This is a genomic window from Xanthobacter autotrophicus, from assembly GCF_005871085.1.
Taxonomy (GTDB): domain Bacteria; phylum Pseudomonadota; class Alphaproteobacteria; order Rhizobiales; family Xanthobacteraceae; genus Xanthobacter; species Xanthobacter autotrophicus.
The window spans coordinates 93,470-108,462 of sequence record NZ_VAUP01000022.1; the positions used below are offsets into that span (position 1 = coordinate 93,470).

13 protein-coding genes are annotated in these 14,993 nt (G+C 68.5%); 10 read left to right on the forward strand and 3 right to left on the reverse strand.

Annotated elements, in window-relative coordinates; translation table 11 throughout:
• Positions 1 to 91 precede the first annotated feature (91 nt).
• Positions 92 to 982: a LysR substrate-binding domain-containing protein gene (locus FBQ73_RS09300; protein ID WP_138399215.1), complete on the reverse strand. Its 891-nt coding sequence runs from the start codon at positions 980 to 982 to the stop codon at positions 92 to 94.
• 109 nt (positions 983 to 1,091) lie between these two features.
• Between FBQ73_RS09300 and FBQ73_RS09305 the strand changes: the two genes are divergently transcribed.
• The 10 genes from FBQ73_RS09305 (at position 1,092) to FBQ73_RS09350 (ending at position 13,124) form a co-directional block, all read left to right on the forward strand.
• Positions 1,092 to 1,841, forward strand: a complete 750-nt coding sequence (locus tag FBQ73_RS09305; protein WP_138399216.1) for an SDR family NAD(P)-dependent oxidoreductase — start codon at positions 1,092 to 1,094, stop codon at positions 1,839 to 1,841.
• 41 nt (positions 1,842 to 1,882) lie between these two features.
• Positions 1,883 to 2,731 (forward strand): transketolase, encoded by an 849-nt coding sequence (locus tag FBQ73_RS09310; protein ID WP_138399217.1) that lies wholly within the window; start codon positions 1,883 to 1,885, stop codon positions 2,729 to 2,731.
• Positions 2,728 to 3,768 (forward strand): transketolase family protein, encoded by a 1,041-nt coding sequence (locus FBQ73_RS09315; protein WP_138399218.1) that lies wholly within the window; start codon positions 2,728 to 2,730, stop codon positions 3,766 to 3,768. The genes FBQ73_RS09310 and FBQ73_RS09315 overlap by 4 nt, the downstream gene beginning before the upstream one ends.
• A 170-nt stretch (positions 3,769 to 3,938) precedes the next feature.
• Positions 3,939 to 4,817 carry an NAD(P)-dependent oxidoreductase gene (locus FBQ73_RS09320; protein WP_138399219.1) on the forward strand — a complete coding sequence of 293 codons (879 nt, stop codon included), beginning with the start codon at positions 3,939 to 3,941 and terminating at the stop codon, positions 4,815 to 4,817.
• Between the two features lie 91 nt (positions 4,818 to 4,908).
• Complete coding sequence (locus tag FBQ73_RS09325; RefSeq protein ID WP_138399220.1) at positions 4,909 to 5,943, forward strand: TRAP transporter substrate-binding protein; 1,035 nt, start codon at positions 4,909 to 4,911, stop codon at positions 5,941 to 5,943.
• 46 nt (positions 5,944 to 5,989) lie between these two features.
• Positions 5,990 to 7,867: a TRAP transporter large permease gene (locus FBQ73_RS09330; RefSeq protein WP_138399221.1), complete on the forward strand. Its 1,878-nt coding sequence runs from the start codon at positions 5,990 to 5,992 to the stop codon at positions 7,865 to 7,867.
• Positions 7,868 to 7,921: 54 nt separating this feature from the next.
• Positions 7,922 to 10,000, forward strand: a complete 2,079-nt coding sequence (gene tkt / locus FBQ73_RS09335) for a transketolase (RefSeq protein WP_246089637.1) — start codon at positions 7,922 to 7,924, stop codon at positions 9,998 to 10,000.
• The gene (locus FBQ73_RS09340; RefSeq protein ID WP_210236734.1) at positions 9,997 to 10,986 is read left to right on the forward strand and encodes a D-2-hydroxyacid dehydrogenase; all 990 of its coding nucleotides are present in this window, start codon (positions 9,997 to 9,999) and stop codon (positions 10,984 to 10,986) included. Before tkt ends, FBQ73_RS09340 begins: the two co-directional genes overlap by 4 nt.
• A gap of 67 nt (positions 10,987 to 11,053) precedes the next feature.
• Entirely contained in the window at positions 11,054 to 11,725 is a 672-nt protein-coding gene (locus FBQ73_RS09345; RefSeq protein WP_138399222.1) for a response regulator, read from the forward strand.
• Positions 11,715 to 13,124: a sensor histidine kinase gene (locus FBQ73_RS09350; RefSeq protein ID WP_138399223.1), complete on the forward strand. Its 1,410-nt coding sequence runs from the start codon at positions 11,715 to 11,717 to the stop codon at positions 13,122 to 13,124. The genes FBQ73_RS09345 and FBQ73_RS09350 overlap by 11 nt, the downstream gene beginning before the upstream one ends.
• A gap of 55 nt (positions 13,125 to 13,179) precedes the next feature.
• On the opposite strand, the gene FBQ73_RS09355 is transcribed toward FBQ73_RS09350, so the two are convergent.
• Entirely contained in the window at positions 13,180 to 14,067 is an 888-nt protein-coding gene (locus FBQ73_RS09355) for an ABC transporter permease (RefSeq protein WP_210236735.1), read from the reverse strand.
• 18 nt (positions 14,068 to 14,085) lie between these two features.
• On the reverse strand, positions 14,086 to 14,904 hold the full coding sequence (locus FBQ73_RS09360; RefSeq protein ID WP_138399663.1) for an ABC transporter ATP-binding protein: 819 nt from the start codon (positions 14,902 to 14,904) through the stop codon (positions 14,086 to 14,088).
• Between the last annotated feature and the right edge of the window lie 89 nt (positions 14,905 to 14,993).

Below are 14,993 nucleotides of genomic sequence, written 5' to 3' on the forward strand. Positions count from 1 at the left end.
GAGCCCGGAGCATCGACGACCGTATTGTCGCAAACCGCGTCGCGGTGCTCCGGTGTCAGGGCGCAAGTCCCACTCAAGCCGCACCCTGCGGTCACAGGACAGCAGACGGCTTCAGCCCCAGTTCCCGGGCCAGCCAGTCGGCGAAGATGCGAACCGCCTTGCGCGGCTTGGATTTCGCCGGGAAAACCAGGAAGTGGCCCATGTAGCGCAGGTCATGGGCCACGCCGTCGAGGGGCGCCACCAGCCGACCGTCGGCGATCTCACGTTCAGCAAGGCGGGTGGATTCGAGCGTCACGCCAAGCCCATCCACCGCAGCCGCAATGGCCATGAAGCTGCGGTCGAACCGACTGCCGCGCGGGCTCGGCGGGGCCAGGCCATTGGCGAGAAACCACGCATTCCACCGCAGCCTCTTGTGTTCACTCTCGATCAGCGGATGGTCGTAGAGATCCGCCGGGATGCGGATGCCGGCCGCCATCTCGGGGGCGCAGAGCGGGCACACTACCTCTTCGCCCAAGGGAATGACGGTGAGCCCTTCCTGCCGGGGCGGGCCGTAGCAGATGTCCGCATCAAATTCATCATTCAGGAAGCGCGGATAATCCGTGCTGGCGGACAGGCGGATGTCGAAATCGGGATGCTCGGCGATGAGCCGGCGCAGCCGTGGCATCAGCCACTGCGCCGCCATGCTGGGCGCGCAGTGCAGCCGCAAGTGGTTGCTGGCTCGTCCGCTGACCTGCTCGATGCCGTGCCGCAATTCGTCGAAGCCGTTGGAAACGCTGAGCTGGAGTGCCTCGCCCGCCGGATTGAGGCGAACCACCCGCCCTTCCCGCTCGAACAGGGCAACGCCCATCAGGTCCTCCAGCTTGCGGATGGCGTGGCTGACCGCGCTCGGCGAGATGCCGAGTTCCTCGGAAGCGGCGCGGAACGAGCCGGTACGGGCCGCAGCCTCAAAGGCGCGCAGGGCGCCGAGCGGAAGATTGTTCATGCCCATATAGATGAACCAGATTCACCGGTTAGCGCAATTTTTGTGTTTTTTTCGACGCTTGGCTTCCGACACACTCCCACCAACCAAAATTGGATCGGGAGGACGTATCGTGCTGCTTAAGGGCAAGACCGCAGTCATTTCGGGGGGCGCCGGCGCGCGCGGCATCGGCTTTGCGACGGCCAAGACCTTCGCCGCCCAGGGCGCACGCGTCGCCATTCTGGACCTCGACGCGGCCGGCGCCGCCAAGGCCGCCGCTGAACTCGGTCCCGAACATGTGGGCATCGGCTGCGACGTGACCGACAAGGCCGACTGCGCCCGCGCCATCGGCGAGGTGCTCGCCGCCACCGGCCGGATCGACATCCTCATCAACAATGCGGGCATCACCCAGGCCATCAAGGTGTGGGACATCGACCCCGAGAGCTGGGCCCGCATCCAGGACGTGAACCTCAAGGGCGTGCTCTATCTGAGCCAGGCGGTGATGCCGCACATGCGCGAGCGCAAGGCCGGCGCCATCGCCTGCATGTCGTCGGTCTCTGCCCAGCGCGGCGGCGGCATTCTCGGCGGCGCGCATTATTCCGCCGCCAAGGCCGGCGTGCTCGGGCTGGCGAAGGCCATGGCCCGCGAACTCGGCGCCGACGGCATCCGGGTCAACTGCGTCACCCCCGGCCTGATCCAGACCGACATCAACGCCGGCAAGATCTCCGACGACGCGCGGGTGAAGATCCTGGAGAACATCCCGCTGAACCGTCTCGGCGTGCCGCAGGACGTGGCGAACATCTTCCTGTTCCTGGCCTCGGACCTGTCCGCTTACGTCACCGGCGCCGTGATCGACGTCAACGGCGGCATGCTCATCCATTGAGCGCTCCGGTGCTGCGGCGCCCAGCCTTCGAGGAAAACCAGATGACCATCGCAACTTCCGGCCACAACCGGCAGCTCGCCGAACGTGCGCACGCCATCCGGCGCAATGCGCTGCGCATGGGCGAGGTGCAGGGCCAGGGCTACATCGCGCAGGCGCTCGGCATCTCCGACGTTCTGGCGGTGGCCTATTTCCATGCCATGACCTACCGGCCCGAAGATCCGGAATGGGACGGGCGCGACCGTTTCCTGCTGTCCAACGGGCACTACGCCATCGCGCTTTACGCGGCGCTGATCGAGGCCGGCATCGTCCCGAAGGACGAGCTTGAGACCTACGGCTTCGACGACAGCCGGCTGCCCATGTCGGGCATGGCCAGCTACACGCCGGGCATGGAGATGTCGGGCGGCTCACTCGGCCTTGGCCTCGCCATCGCGGTGGGCCGCTGCCTCGGCCTCAAGCGCAAAGGCTCCGACCGCCACGTCTACACCCTGTTCTCCGACGGCGAGCTGGACGAGGGCTCGGTGTGGGAGGCCATCATGTCGGCCGCCCACTTCCAGCTCGACAACCTCATCGCCGTTGTCGACGTCAACAACCAGCAGGCCGATGGGCCGTCCACCTCGGTGCTCGGCTTCGAGCCGCTGACGGAGAAGCTGGAAGCCTTTGGCTGGTTCGTCCGCCGCGTGGACGGCAACGACCTCGACGCGGTGCGCGAGGCTTTCGATGCGGCCAAGGCGCAATCGGGCAGCGGCAAGCCCAGCATGATCATCGCCGACACGCTGATGGGCAAGGGTGTGCCGTTCCTTGAGGCGCGCGAGAAGAACCACTTCATCCGCGTCGACGCCCACGAATGGCAACTGGCGCTGGCCGCGCTCGACGAGAGGAAGCCGTCATGAACCATGCGACCCGCAAGGCCGCCCCTGCCGCCGCCACGGCTGCTGCCGGCAAGCCCCGGCTGACCACCTCCGCGATGATCGCCTCCATCGCCGCCGAGGGCCAGCGCACCAAGCCTGCCCCCTTCGGCCACGCCCTCGTTGCCCTGGCGCGCGAGAATCCGGCCGTGGTGGGCATGACCGCCGATCTCGGCAAATATACCGACCTGCACATCTTCTCGCAGGCCTTCCCCGAGCGCTTCTACCAGATGGGCATGGCCGAGCAGCTTTTGTTCGGCGCAGCTTCAGGGCTGGCCGCGGAGGGCTTCATGCCCTTCGCCACCACCTACGCCGTGTTCGCCTCGCGCCGGGCCTACGACTTCATCCACCAGACGATCGCGGAGGAAAACCGCAATGTGAAGATCGTCTGCGCGCTGCCGGGCCTCACCTCGGGCTATGGTCCCTCGCACCAGGCTGCGGAAGACCTCGCGCTGTTCCGGGCCATGCCCAACATGGTGGTGATCGACCCCTGCGACGCGCACGAGATCGAACAGGCGGTGCCGGTGATGGCGGCCCATGACGGGCCGGTCTATATGCGCCTGCTGCGCGGCCAGGTTCCGCTGGTGCTGGACGAGTACGGCTACACGTTCGAGCTTGGCAAGGCCAAGATGCTGCGCGACGGCCCGGATGCCCTGATCGTTTCCTCCGGAATCATGACCATGCGGGCCCTGGAGGCGGCGGAGCTGCTACGCCAGGACAAGGTCGAGGTCGCGGTGCTTCACGTGCCCACCATCAAGCCCCTCGACGAGGCGACGATCGTGGAGGCGGCGCGCAAGAGCGGCCGCCCGGTGATCGTGGCGGAGAACCACACCGTCATCGGCGGCCTCGGCGAGGCCGTAGCGGGCGCTTTGCTGCGCGCCGGCGTGGCGCCGGCCGGCTTCCACCAGATCGGCCTGCCCGACGCCTTCCTCGACGCCGGCGCCTTGCCGACCCTCCACGACCGCTACGGCATCTCCGCCGCAGCCGTCGCGGAACAGGTCAAGGACTGGACCGGCCGCTAGAGCCCTTTCTTCAAGCGGACTGATATCCGCTTCACTTGGAAACGCCCCAAGCCACCATCGACCCGGGAAGGGGCCCGCCCCTTCCCGCCCGATCCGCCGCAGAGCGGACGGACCAGGCAAACGACATGGCCCAAGAAAGACATGGCCCAAAGCGGCCAAGGGGAGGAAGAATGACAGCCATCGGCTTCATCGGTCTCGGCTCCATGGGTCTGCCCATGGCGCGCAACCTGGTGACAGGGGGCTTCGAGGTCACCGGCTTCGACCTGCGCGCCGAGGCCCGCAACGCCCTCGTGGAAGCAGGTGGCAAGGCGGCGGACACCGCCGCGGCCGCCTGTGCCGGGGCGGACATGGCCGTGCTTATGGTGGTGAACATCGCCCAGGCCCGCGACGTGCTCTTCGCCGGCGGCGTTCTGGATGCCCTCGCCCCCGGTGGGGCGATCCTGCTCATGTCCACCTGTCCGCCGGCAGCGGTGGCCGAGGTGTCGGCGGAAGTGGAAGCACGGGGCTTCGCCTTCGTCGATGCCCCCGTCTCCGGCGGCGTGGTGGGCGCGACAGCGGGCTCCCTCACCATCATGGTGGGGGCCGGTGAAGACGCCCTCGCCCGCGCCCGGCCGGCCCTCGACGCCATGGGCGCCAAGGTGGTGCATGTGGGCAAGGACGCCGGCCAGGGCGCCACCGCCAAGGTGGTCAACCAGCTCCTGTGCGGCGCCCATCTCGCCGTGGCGGCGGAAGCCCTGTCGCTGGCCGAGCGGCTCGGCGTGGACACCACCGCCATGCTCGACATTCTCGGCGGCTCGGCGGCGGCAAGCTGGATGCTGCGCGACCGCGGCCCCCGCATGCTGGAGGCAGACCCCACCGTCACCAGTGCCGTGGACATCTTCGTAAAGGACCTGGGCCTCGTGCTGGAAGCCGGGCGCGAGGCCAAGGCCGCTTTGCCCATGGCGGCCCTCGCCCACCAGCTGTTCCTGTCTGTCTCCGGCCGTGGCCTCGGCACTGCCGACGACAGCCAGGTCATCCGCGCCTATCGCAGCCTGCAGGGCCGGGACTGACCCGCCTGCCGCTCGACCCACACGCCAAACGCCGACCGCCAATATGCGGAACATCAAGAAGGCCGCCCAGCGGCCACACTGGGAGAGATACATGACCAATACCCCCGCCCGGAGCGTTGCGCAGGGCCTCACCCGCCGCACCCTGCTGACCGCAGCGGCCGCTATCCCGCTCGCCGGCATTATCACCCGCGCCCGCGCCGCCGAATTCACCTATAAGCTCGCTACCGGGCAGGACCCCTCGCATCCGGTCAACAAGCGTGCGCAGGAAGCCGCGCAGCGCATTCTGGAGGCCACCTCCGGCCGACTGGAGATCAAGGTGTTCCCGGCCAACCAGCTCGGTTCGGACACGGACCTGCTCACCCAGGTGCGCTCCGGCGGGGTGGAACTGTTCAACCTTTCCGCCTCCATCCTTGCGACGCTGGTGCCGGTCTCCGGCATCGTGAACACCGGCTTTGCCTTCCCGGACTACGACACGGTGTGGAAGGCCGTGGACGGCGGGCTGGGCACCTACATCCGCGAGCAGATCGCCAAGGCCGGGCTGGTCGCGCCCATCAAGTTCTGGGACAACGGCTTCCGTCAGGTCACATCCTCCACCCGCGAGATCAAGACGCCCGAGGACATGAAGGGCTTCAAGATCCGTGTCCCGCCGGCGCCCATGCTCACCTCGGTGTTCAAGTCGCTGGGGGCTGGCGCGACACCGATCAACTTCAACGAGCTGTATTCCGCACTGCAGACCAAGGTAGTGGAGGGGCAGGAGAACCCGCTGGCCATCATCTCCTCGGCTCGCCTCTACGAGGTGCAGAAGTCCTGCTCCATGACCGGACATGTGTGGGACGGCTACCTGATCCTCGGCAACCGCCGTGCCTTCGCCGCTTTGCCCGAAGACCTTCGGACCATCATGGTGCGCGAGTTCGACCGCTCCGGCGTCGACGAGCGGGCCGACATTGCCGCGCTCAGCCAGTCGCTTCGGGCCGATCTGACGGCCAAGGGCATCACCTTCATCGACGTGGACCGCGAACCCTTCCGCAAGGCGCTCGCCGCGACTTCCTTCTATGCCGACTGGCGTGCCAAATACGGCAACGAAGCCTGGTCGCTGCTCGAGGCGGCCGTCGGCAAGCTCGGGTGACGTCATGGATCGCGCAATCACGGACACCGTAATCACCGAGCCGAACATGGCTCATACGCACCTGCTCACCGAACCGGTCGAGCCGGTCGGCGGCTGGCGCAAGAGTGTGCTCCGAGTGGAGCGCGCGCTGATCAAAATGGTGGAAATTCCGGCCGCGCTCCTGGTGCTGGCGGAAGTGGTGGTGCTCTTCGTGGGCGTGGTGATGCGTTATTTCGTGCATCAGCCCATCGTCTGGTCGGACGAGCTGGCCTCGGTCCTGTTCATCTGGCTGGCCATGCTGGGCTCCGTGGTGGCGCTCCAGCGCGGCGAGCACATGCGCATGACCGCGCTGGTGGGGGCACTGCCCCTGCCGAAGCGCGCGGTGCTGGAGACTCTGGCCGTCGCCGCCCCGCTCATCTTCCTCGTGGCCATGTTCCATCCCAGCCTCGAATATGCCGAGGACGAGATGTTCGTGACCCTGCCCGCCCTCGACGTGCCCAACACGTGGAAGGCGGCGGCGCTGCCGGTGGGCCTCGCGCTCATGGGTATCGTCGCGATGCTGAAGCTTGCCCGCAACGCCAATCCCATGCAGGTGGCAGGCGTCGTCGCCTTCCTCGCGGCGCTGACCGCGGTGGGCATTCTCGGCACGCCGTTTCTGAAGACCCTGGGCAACATCAACCTCGTGATCTTCTTTGTCGGCCTGGTAGCGGCCGGGGTGTTCGCGGGGGTGCCCATCGCCTTCTCGTTCGGCCTCGCCACGCTCGCCTATCTCTCCTTCACCACCAATGCCCCTTTGACGGTGGTGGTGGGCCGCATGGACGAGGGCATGAGCCACCTCATCCTGCTCTCGGTGCCGCTGTTCGTGTTCCTTGGCATGCTGATCGAGATGACCGGCATGGCGCGGGCCATGGTGGGCTTCCTCGCCAGCCTGCTCGGCCATGTGCGCGGCGGCCTGTCCTACGTGCTGATCGGCGCCATGTACCTCGTCTCGGGCATCTCCGGCTCCAAGGCGGCGGACATGGCGGCGGTGACCCCGGTGCTGTTCCCGGAGATGATCAAGCGCGGCGCCAAGCCCGGCGACCTCGTGGCCCTGCTCGCCGCCACCGGCGCGCAGACCGAGACCATCCCGCCCAGCCTCGTGCTGATCACCATCGGCTCGGTGACCGGCGTGTCCATCGCCGCTTTGTTCGCCGGCGGCCTGATGCCCGCCGTGGTGCTCGGCGTCATGCTGTGCATCCTGGTGCGCTGGCGCTACCGCAACGAGGACCTGTCCGGCGTGCGCCGGGCGAGCAGCAAGGAAATCCTGCGCGCCCTCGCCATCGCCGTGCCGGCCATCGCCCTGCCCTTCGTCATCCGCGCGGCTGTGATGGAAGGCATCGCCACCGCCACCGAGGTCTCCACCATCGGCATCGTCTATTCCGTGGTGGTGGGGCTGCTGATCTACCGGCAGTTCGACTTCAAGCGGCTGATGCCCATGCTCACCGCCACGGCGGCGCTCTCCGGCGCCATCCTGCTGATTATCGGCGCGGCGACGGGCATGGCCTGGGCCCTCACACAATCCGGCTTCTCCCAGGAGCTGGCGCGGGTGATGGGCGGCCTGCCCGGCGGGGCGGCCACCTTCATGGTGGTGTCCATCATCGCCTTCATCATTCTGGGATCGGTGCTGGAGGGCATCCCGGCCATCGTGCTGTTCGGGCCGCTGCTGTTCCCCATCGCGCGCAGCATGGGCATCCACGAGGTGCACTATGCCATGGTGGTGATCCTCTCCATGGGCCTCGGCCTGTTCGCCCCGCCCTTCGGCGTCGGCTATTACTGTGCCACGGCCATCGGCGGGGTCAGCCCCGACGCCGGCATGAAGCCAATCGTCGGCTACATGGTGGCCCTGCTCATCGGCCTCGCGCTGGTCGCGGCCGTGCCGTGGTTCTCCATCGGCTTCCTGCCCTGATGTTCCTTTGATGCGCCGGGGCCCGTGCCCCGGCGCCAGCCAAGGTCACGCCCCATGTCGCTCATTGCCTCCACTGGCTTCGCCGAAGCCGGTAACGCCCCCACGCGTCCGAATGCCGAGGACGGCGCCCCTTCCGCGCGCCAGAACTCCGGTGACGGCTTCGCTTCCGCTCGCCGTATGGCCGACGCCATCCGCTTCCTCGCCCTCGACGCCATCGCAAAGGCAGAGGATGGCCATCCCGGCGCGCCCCTCGGCGGGGCGGAGTTGGCGACGGCGCTGTTCACCCGCCACCTTAAGTGCAATCCGGCCGACCCGGCCTGGTTCGACCGCGACCGCTTCGTTCTGTCGAACGGCCACGGCTCCATGCTGCTGTATGCCGTGCTCCAGCTCGCCGGCTACGCGGGCATGCCCATGGAGGAGATCCGCCACTTCCGCGAGCTGGGCTCCCACACCCACGGCCACCCCGAGCGCGACGTGGCGCTCGGCATCGAGGTCACCACCGGGCCGCTGGGCCAGGGCATCGCCAATGCGGTGGGCATGGCGGTGGCGGAAGCCTTCCTTTCCGCCACCTACGGCCCCGAGCTGGTGGACCACCGCACCTATGCGGTGGTCGGCGACGGCTGCCTGATGGAGGGCGTCGCCCATGAGGTGATTTCGCTGGCCGGCCACCTGAAGCTCGGCAAGCTCACCTTCCTGTGGGACGACAACCGGATGACCGATGATGGCGGCACCGACTTCGCCATCTCCGAGGACGTGCGCGCCCGCTTCCGCATCGCCGGATGGCAGGTGATCGACGCCGACGGCCACGACGTGGAAGCGGTGAGCGCCGCCCTCACCCTCGCCAACAAGGATCCGCGCCCCACGATGATCGCCTGCGCCACGGTGCTGGGCAAAGGCCTGCCGCGCCTTGAAGGCAAGCGCGGCGCCCATGGCGGACGGGTGTTCCCCGAGGATGTGGTGGAAGCCCGCGCCGTCGCCGGCTGGACCCACGGCCCGTTCGAGGTGCCGCAGGACGTCGCCGCCGCATGGCAGGCCGGCGCCGCCGACCGCAACCGCCCCGCCTATGACGCCTGGCAGGCCCGCGTCGCCGCCTTGCCCACGGACACCCGCGCCGAATTCGAGCGGCTGATCCGCGGCGACCTGCCGGCGGGCGTCCTGCCGGCGCTCAAAGCCCATGCCGAGGCCCTCGCCGCGGCGGCGCCCGCCCAGTCCTCCAACCAGTCCACCGCCGACATCGTGGACCTGCTCGCCGGCCTCGTGCCGGAGCTGCTGCCCGGCGCGCCGGATCTGGAAGGCCCCACCAACTGCAAGCGCGGGCTGGACGCCTTCACCGCCGAGAACCCGGCCGGGCGCTACATCCACTATGGCATCCGCGAGCATGCCATGGGGTCCATGATGAACGGCATGGTGGCCCATGGCGGCGTGCTGCCACTGGGCGCGACCTATCTGGTCTTCTCCGACTACATGCGCCCGCCCCTGCGCATGTCGGCACTGATGGAGCTGCCGGTCATCACCCTCTACAGCCACGACAGCATCGGCATCGGCAAGAACGGGCCGACCCACCAGCCGGTGGAGTTCCTCGCTTCGCTCCGCGCCATGCCCAACATGGCGGTGTTCCGCCCCGCCGACGCGGTGGAGACCGCCGAATGCTGGCAGCTGGCGCTCGCCCGCCGCGACGGCCCCTCCTCCATGATCTGCTCGCGCCAGGCGCTGCCGGCCCAGCGTCGCGACGCGAGCGAGAACCGCTCCGCCCGCGGCGCCTATGTGCTGCGTGCGGCCGAAGGCGGCCCGCGCCGGGTGACGCTGATCGGCACCGGTTCGGAGGTGGACGTGGCGGTCCAGGCGCGCGATCTTCTGCAGGCGGAAGGCATACCCACCGCCGTGGTCTCCATGCCCTGCTGGGAGATCTTCGAACAGCAGGACGAGGCCTATCTCTGGGAGGTCCTCGGACCGGGCACGGTGCGGGTTGCGGTGGAGGCGGCGGTGAAGATGGGCTGGGAACGCTGGATTGGGGCGGACGGCGCCTTCGTGGGCATGCACGGCTTCGGCGCCTCGGGGCCGGCCGACGAGCTGTTCCGCCATTTCGGCATCACCCCCGCCGCCGTGGCGGATGCGGCGCGGGCGCGGCTGTGAACGTGCCCTTCCCGCCCCAGGGCCGCGTGCCACGCATCGTCTTCCTCGATCGCGAGACGCTGGCCCCGGCCGTGACGCTCAAGCGCCCCGCCTTCACCCACGACTGGGTGGAATACGAGCGCACCGCGCCGGCCGAGCTGATGGAGCATGCCCGCGACGCGGACATCCTCATCCTCAACAAGGTGCGGCTCGACGCCGACGCCATCGCCCGGCTGCCGCGCCTCGCCCTGGTGGCGGTGGCGGCCACCGGCACAGATTGCGTGGACAAGGCCGCATGCGCCGCCGCCGGCATCGTGGTCAGCAATGTGCGCGGCTATGCCAAGGCGAGCGTGCCGGAGCACACGTTCGCGCTCATCCTCGCCTTATCGCGGGCCATCGGCCCCTATGCGACGGATGTGAAGGCCGGCGCATGGCAGGCGGCGGGGCAATTCTGCTTCCACACCCATCCCATCATCGATCTTCACGGCCGGCGGCTCGGCATCTTCGGCTCGGGGGATCTCGGCCAGCAGGTGGCGGCCCTCGGGCGCGCGTTCGGGATGGAGCCGGTGTTCGCCGGCCGCAAGGGCGCGCGCGAGGCCCGGCCCGGCTCCGTGCCGTTCGCCGAGGTGATCGAGACCGCGGACGTGCTGACCCTGCACTGCCCTCTGACACCTGAGACACGCGGGTTGATCGGCGCTGCGGAATTCGCGCGCATGGGCCGACGGCCCATCCTCGTCAACACCGCCCGTGGCGGCCTCGTGGACGAGGAGGCACTGATCGCGGCACTCGACGCGGGTCAGGTGGCAGGCGCCGGCATCGACGTGGCCATGCCCGAGCCGCCTCCCGCCGACAGCGCGGTGATGCGCCTTGCCCACCACCCGAAGGCCATCGTGACGCCCCACGTGGCCTGGGCCTCCATGGAGGCGCAACAGACGCTGGCCGACCAGCTCATCGCCAACATCGAGGCCTTCGCCGCCGGCCACCCGGTGAACGTGGCAACGCCGTAGATCGGAGGAAACGCCCTTCTCGGCAGTCGGGCGCTGCATTACTGTTCTCAGTGGGGATAGGAACCGCATGCGCCTCCTTCTGGTCGAGGATAATCTGGAACTCGCCGGCTGGCTGGCGAAGATCCTGCGGCAGGATAACTACGTGGTCGACGTCTTCCACGACGGGGAAGAGGCCGACCACGCGCTCGCCGTTGCGGTCTATGACCTGGTGATTCTCGACCTCACGCTGCCGAAGATCAACGGCATGCAGCTCTTGCGCCGCATCCGCAGCCGCAAGGATACGGTGCCGGTCATCATCCTCACCGCGAATGCCAGCCTCGACGGCCGCGTCGCCGGCCTCGACGAAGGCGCGGACGACTATCTCGCCAAGCCCTTCGACATCGCCGAGCTGGAAGCGCGCATCCGCGTGCAGCTGCGCCGCTCGGCGCGGCGGCCGGACCCGGTGATCAGTTGCGGGGGGCTGGCGTTCGATACCAACACCCGCCTGTTCACCCTCTCCGGCGCCGCGCTCGCCCTCACCCCGCGCGAGCATGCGGTGCTGGAGATGCTGCTCATGAAATCGGGCCAGACCGTCAGCAAGGCCCAGCTCTCCCAGAGCATCTTCGGCCTCGACGATCTCGCCGATCCCAGCGCCATCGAGATCTATGTGCACCGCGTGCGCAAGAAGTTGGAAGGCAGCGACGTGCGCATCGTCACTCTGCGCGGCCTCGGCTACCTGCTACAGCACGATGCGCATTGAGAGCCTGCGCCTCCAGCTCCTGTGCTGGCTGCTCTTGCCGCTGGCGGGGCTGGTGGCGCTCAACGTCTGGACCAGCGGGCACCAGGCCCGCGCCACCGCCGACCTCGTCACCGACCGCACGCTGGATGCTTCCGCCCGCGCCATCGCCGAGGATGTACGCCTCGACCGGGGGGTGATCGACGCCACCATCCCACCGGTGGCGCTGGAGATGTTCGACACCGGCCACCGCGACCGGGTCTATTACCGCGTGGACACCGCCGAGGGGCGTCTCCTGACCGGTTATCCGGATCTGCCGCTGCCGCGCGGCACGCCGAAGGAAGGTGTTCCCCTGCACTTCTCCGCCCCCTATCGCGACCAGAACTTGCGCCTCGCCGCGCTCCAGTATCCGGTGGTGGGCGCCCATGACGGGGAACGCGTGACCGTCGTGGTCGGAGTGACTCTGGCGGGGCACGCCGCCATGGTGCGCGAATTATGGGTGGGCGGCTTCAGCCAGCAACTGGTGCTGCTCGCCGCCGCCGGCCTGCTCGTTCTGGTGGGGCTCAGGCAGGGACTCGCCCCGCTGCTGCGCCTGCGCGACACGGTGATGAACAAGGGCCGCGACGACCTCGCCCCCATTCCCGACGCCGCGGTACAGAGCGAGCTGCGACCGCTGGTGGTGGCCCTCAACACCTATATGGCCCGCGTGGAGGGGCAGATGGCGGCGCAGCGCCGCTTCGTGGCCAATGCGGCGCACCAGTTGCGCACGCCGCTGGCGCTGCTCGCCACCCAGGTCACCTACGCCCGCCGCACTCCCGATGCGGCCGAGCGAGAGGAGGCGCTTTCCGGCGTCCAGGAGAGCACGCGTCGCCTCGCACGCCTCGCCAGCCAGTTGCTCACCCTGTCCCGCTCGGAACCCGGCAGCCGCCGGCCGCGCGACGAGGAGATCGACCTATCAGCTTCCGCGCGGCTGGTGCTGGAGGGGCTGGTGGATCTCGCCATCGAGCGTGGCATCGACCTTGCGCTTGATGCGGATGCCCCCGTGCTCACCCGCGGCGACGGCGCCATGACCCGCGAGGCCATCGTGAACCTCGTTGAAAATGCCCTGCGCTACACGCCTTCCGGCGGCAGCGTCGCGGTGAGCGTGCGCGCAGAGGACGGCTGGGCGGTGTTGCTGGTGGAGGATTCCGGGCCCGGCATCTCACCACAGGAGCGCGACAAGGTGTGGGAGCGCTTCTACCGGGTGCCGGGCACGCCCGGCGAGGGCTCGGGCATCGGCCTGTCCATCGTGCGGGAGGTGGTGGAGGGCGCCGGCGGCACGCTTACCCTCGGCACCGCGGAGGCCGGCGGGCTGAAAGTGGAAATGCGTCTGCCGGCAGCTTCCGCCACCGGCAGGCTGGAGGACGGCATCCGGGGCGCCTGACCGCCAGACCGGGTGCCCTCGCTCGCCGACAGGGTCTCCGACGACGACCCGTTCCTCAGTTCTGCTCGCTGTAGGGCACGGGCCGCCACTTCACGAGCCGGTTCTCCACCAGGGTGATGAAGAACTCCATCACCAGCGCCAGCACGGCGAGGATGATCATGGCCGCGAATACGCCGTTGGCGTTGAACGCGCCCTGCGCCGTGGCGATGAGCAGGCCGACGCCCTGCTTCGCCCCCAGGAACTCGCCCACCACGGCGCCCACCAGCGCGAAGCCGAAGGAGACGTGCAGGGAGGCGAGGATCCAGCTCATGGCCGAGGGAATGATCACCGAGGTGGTGATCTGGAACGGCGAGGCGCCGAGGATCTGCGCATTGGCGATCATGGCGCGGTCGGCCTCGCGCACGCCTTGGAAGGCGTTGGCGAACACCACGAAGAACACCATCACCACGGCCAGCGCCACCTTCGACGCCATGCCGAGGCCCAGTGCGATGATGAAGATGGAGCCCAGCACCACGCGCGGAATGGAGTTCGCGATCTTGATGTAGATGGAGAACACGTCCGCCAGGAGCTTGTTGCGGCCGAGCACGATGCCGCAGACGATGCCGCCCGCGGCGCCGATGAAGAAGCCCAGCACGGTCTCTTCCAGCGTGACGAGGATCTGCACCCAGAGCGAGCCCTGCGAGGTGCCCTCGGTCATCCACACCCAGATCTGCTCGGCGATGCCCGACGGGCTGGCGAAGAAGAAGGGATCGATGAAGCCGGTCTGCGCCCCCAGCTCCCAGATGCCCAGCACCGCCACCAGGATGGCGATGCGCAGGCTGATGACGAGGTTGCGCCGGGCCTTGAGGCGGGCGCGGGCCTTGGCCTCGATCTCGGCTTCGGTGGGGATAGCGCGGGGGGCCGCCTTGAACGGGGCGGACGGGGCTTCTGCCTGCATGGTCATTGTAAGTCCTCCCTGTCTTCAGTGGCCGGTTTCGAGGGTGCGCTGCTGGCCGATCTGCACTTCCTCGCGCAGGTCGTTCCAGATGATGCGGCACTTCTCGACGAAGGCGGTGTCGTAGCGGATCTCCTCCATCACCCGCGGGCGCGGCAGATCGATGTGGTAGACGCTCTTCACCGTGGCCGGGCCGGCGGTGAGCACATAGACCTTGTCGGCCAGCGCCACCGCCTCTTCCAGATCATGGGTCACGAACACCACCGAAGCGCCGGAGCCGGACCACAGGTCCAAGAGTTCGTCCTGCATGTTGGTGCGGGTCTGCACGTCGAGGGCCGAGAAGGGCTCGTCCATGAGCAGGATCTTCGGCTCGTTGATGAAGGTCTGGGCCAGCGCCACGCGCTTGCGCATGCCGCCGGAGAGCTGGTGCGGATAGTGGTTCTCGAAGCGGGAGAGGCCGACGCGGGCGATCCAGTCGCGCGCCTTCTCGTAGGCCGTCTTGCGCGGCAGGCCGCGATAGAGCGGGCCGGCCGCCACATTGTCGAGCACGCTGCGCCAGGGAAACAGGGCATCTGCCTGAAACACGAAGCCCACATCCTTGTGGATGCCATCCACCGGACCTCCCATCACCCGCACCTCGCCGGCGCTGGGCTTGGCGAGGCCGGTGACGAGGTTGAGGGTGGTGGACTTGCCGCAGCCGGTGGGTCCGACCACGCAGGCGAACTCCCCGCGATCCACGCTCATGGTGAAATCGCGCAGCGCCGTCATGGACTTGCCGTTGGGCGTCAGGAACCGGCGGGTGACGTTGTTCAGCTCGATCGCCGGCGAGAGCACGGCGGCGGGCATGATCGGCGGACGCACGTCCGCCACGGCTTGAAGAGACATGAGTTTCCTCCCGTCGCCGGCGTCAGGCGCGCGGCGACCTTGGTCTTGCG

What these genes read in the sequence shown, in the direction of transcription:
- FBQ73_RS09300 (WP_138399215.1), bottom strand. Translation starts at nt 982, where the DNA reads ATGAACAATCTTCCGCTCGGCGCCCTGCGCGCCTTTGAGGCTGCGGCC.
- FBQ73_RS09310 (WP_138399217.1), top strand. Translation starts at nt 1,883, where the DNA reads ATGACCATCGCAACTTCCGGCCACAACCGGCAGCTCGCCGAACGTGCG.
- FBQ73_RS09315 (WP_138399218.1), top strand. Translation starts at nt 2,728, where the DNA reads ATGAACCATGCGACCCGCAAGGCCGCCCCTGCCGCCGCCACGGCTGCT.
- FBQ73_RS09320 (WP_138399219.1), top strand. Translation starts at nt 3,939, where the DNA reads ATGACAGCCATCGGCTTCATCGGTCTCGGCTCCATGGGTCTGCCCATG.
- FBQ73_RS09325 (WP_138399220.1), top strand. Translation starts at nt 4,909, where the DNA reads ATGACCAATACCCCCGCCCGGAGCGTTGCGCAGGGCCTCACCCGCCGC.
- FBQ73_RS09330 (WP_138399221.1), top strand. Translation starts at nt 5,990, where the DNA reads ATGGCTCATACGCACCTGCTCACCGAACCGGTCGAGCCGGTCGGCGGC.
- tkt (WP_246089637.1), top strand. Translation starts at nt 7,922, where the DNA reads ATGTCGCTCATTGCCTCCACTGGCTTCGCCGAAGCCGGTAACGCCCCC.
- FBQ73_RS09345 (WP_138399222.1), top strand. Translation starts at nt 11,054, where the DNA reads ATGCGCCTCCTTCTGGTCGAGGATAATCTGGAACTCGCCGGCTGGCTG.
- FBQ73_RS09350 (WP_138399223.1), top strand. Translation starts at nt 11,715, where the DNA reads ATGCGCATTGAGAGCCTGCGCCTCCAGCTCCTGTGCTGGCTGCTCTTG.
- FBQ73_RS09355 (WP_210236735.1), bottom strand. Translation starts at nt 14,067, where the DNA reads ATGACCATGCAGGCAGAAGCCCCGTCCGCCCCGTTCAAGGCGGCCCCC.
- FBQ73_RS09360 (WP_138399663.1), bottom strand. Translation starts at nt 14,904, where the DNA reads ATGCCCGCCGCCGTGCTCTCGCCGGCGATCGAGCTGAACAACGTCACC.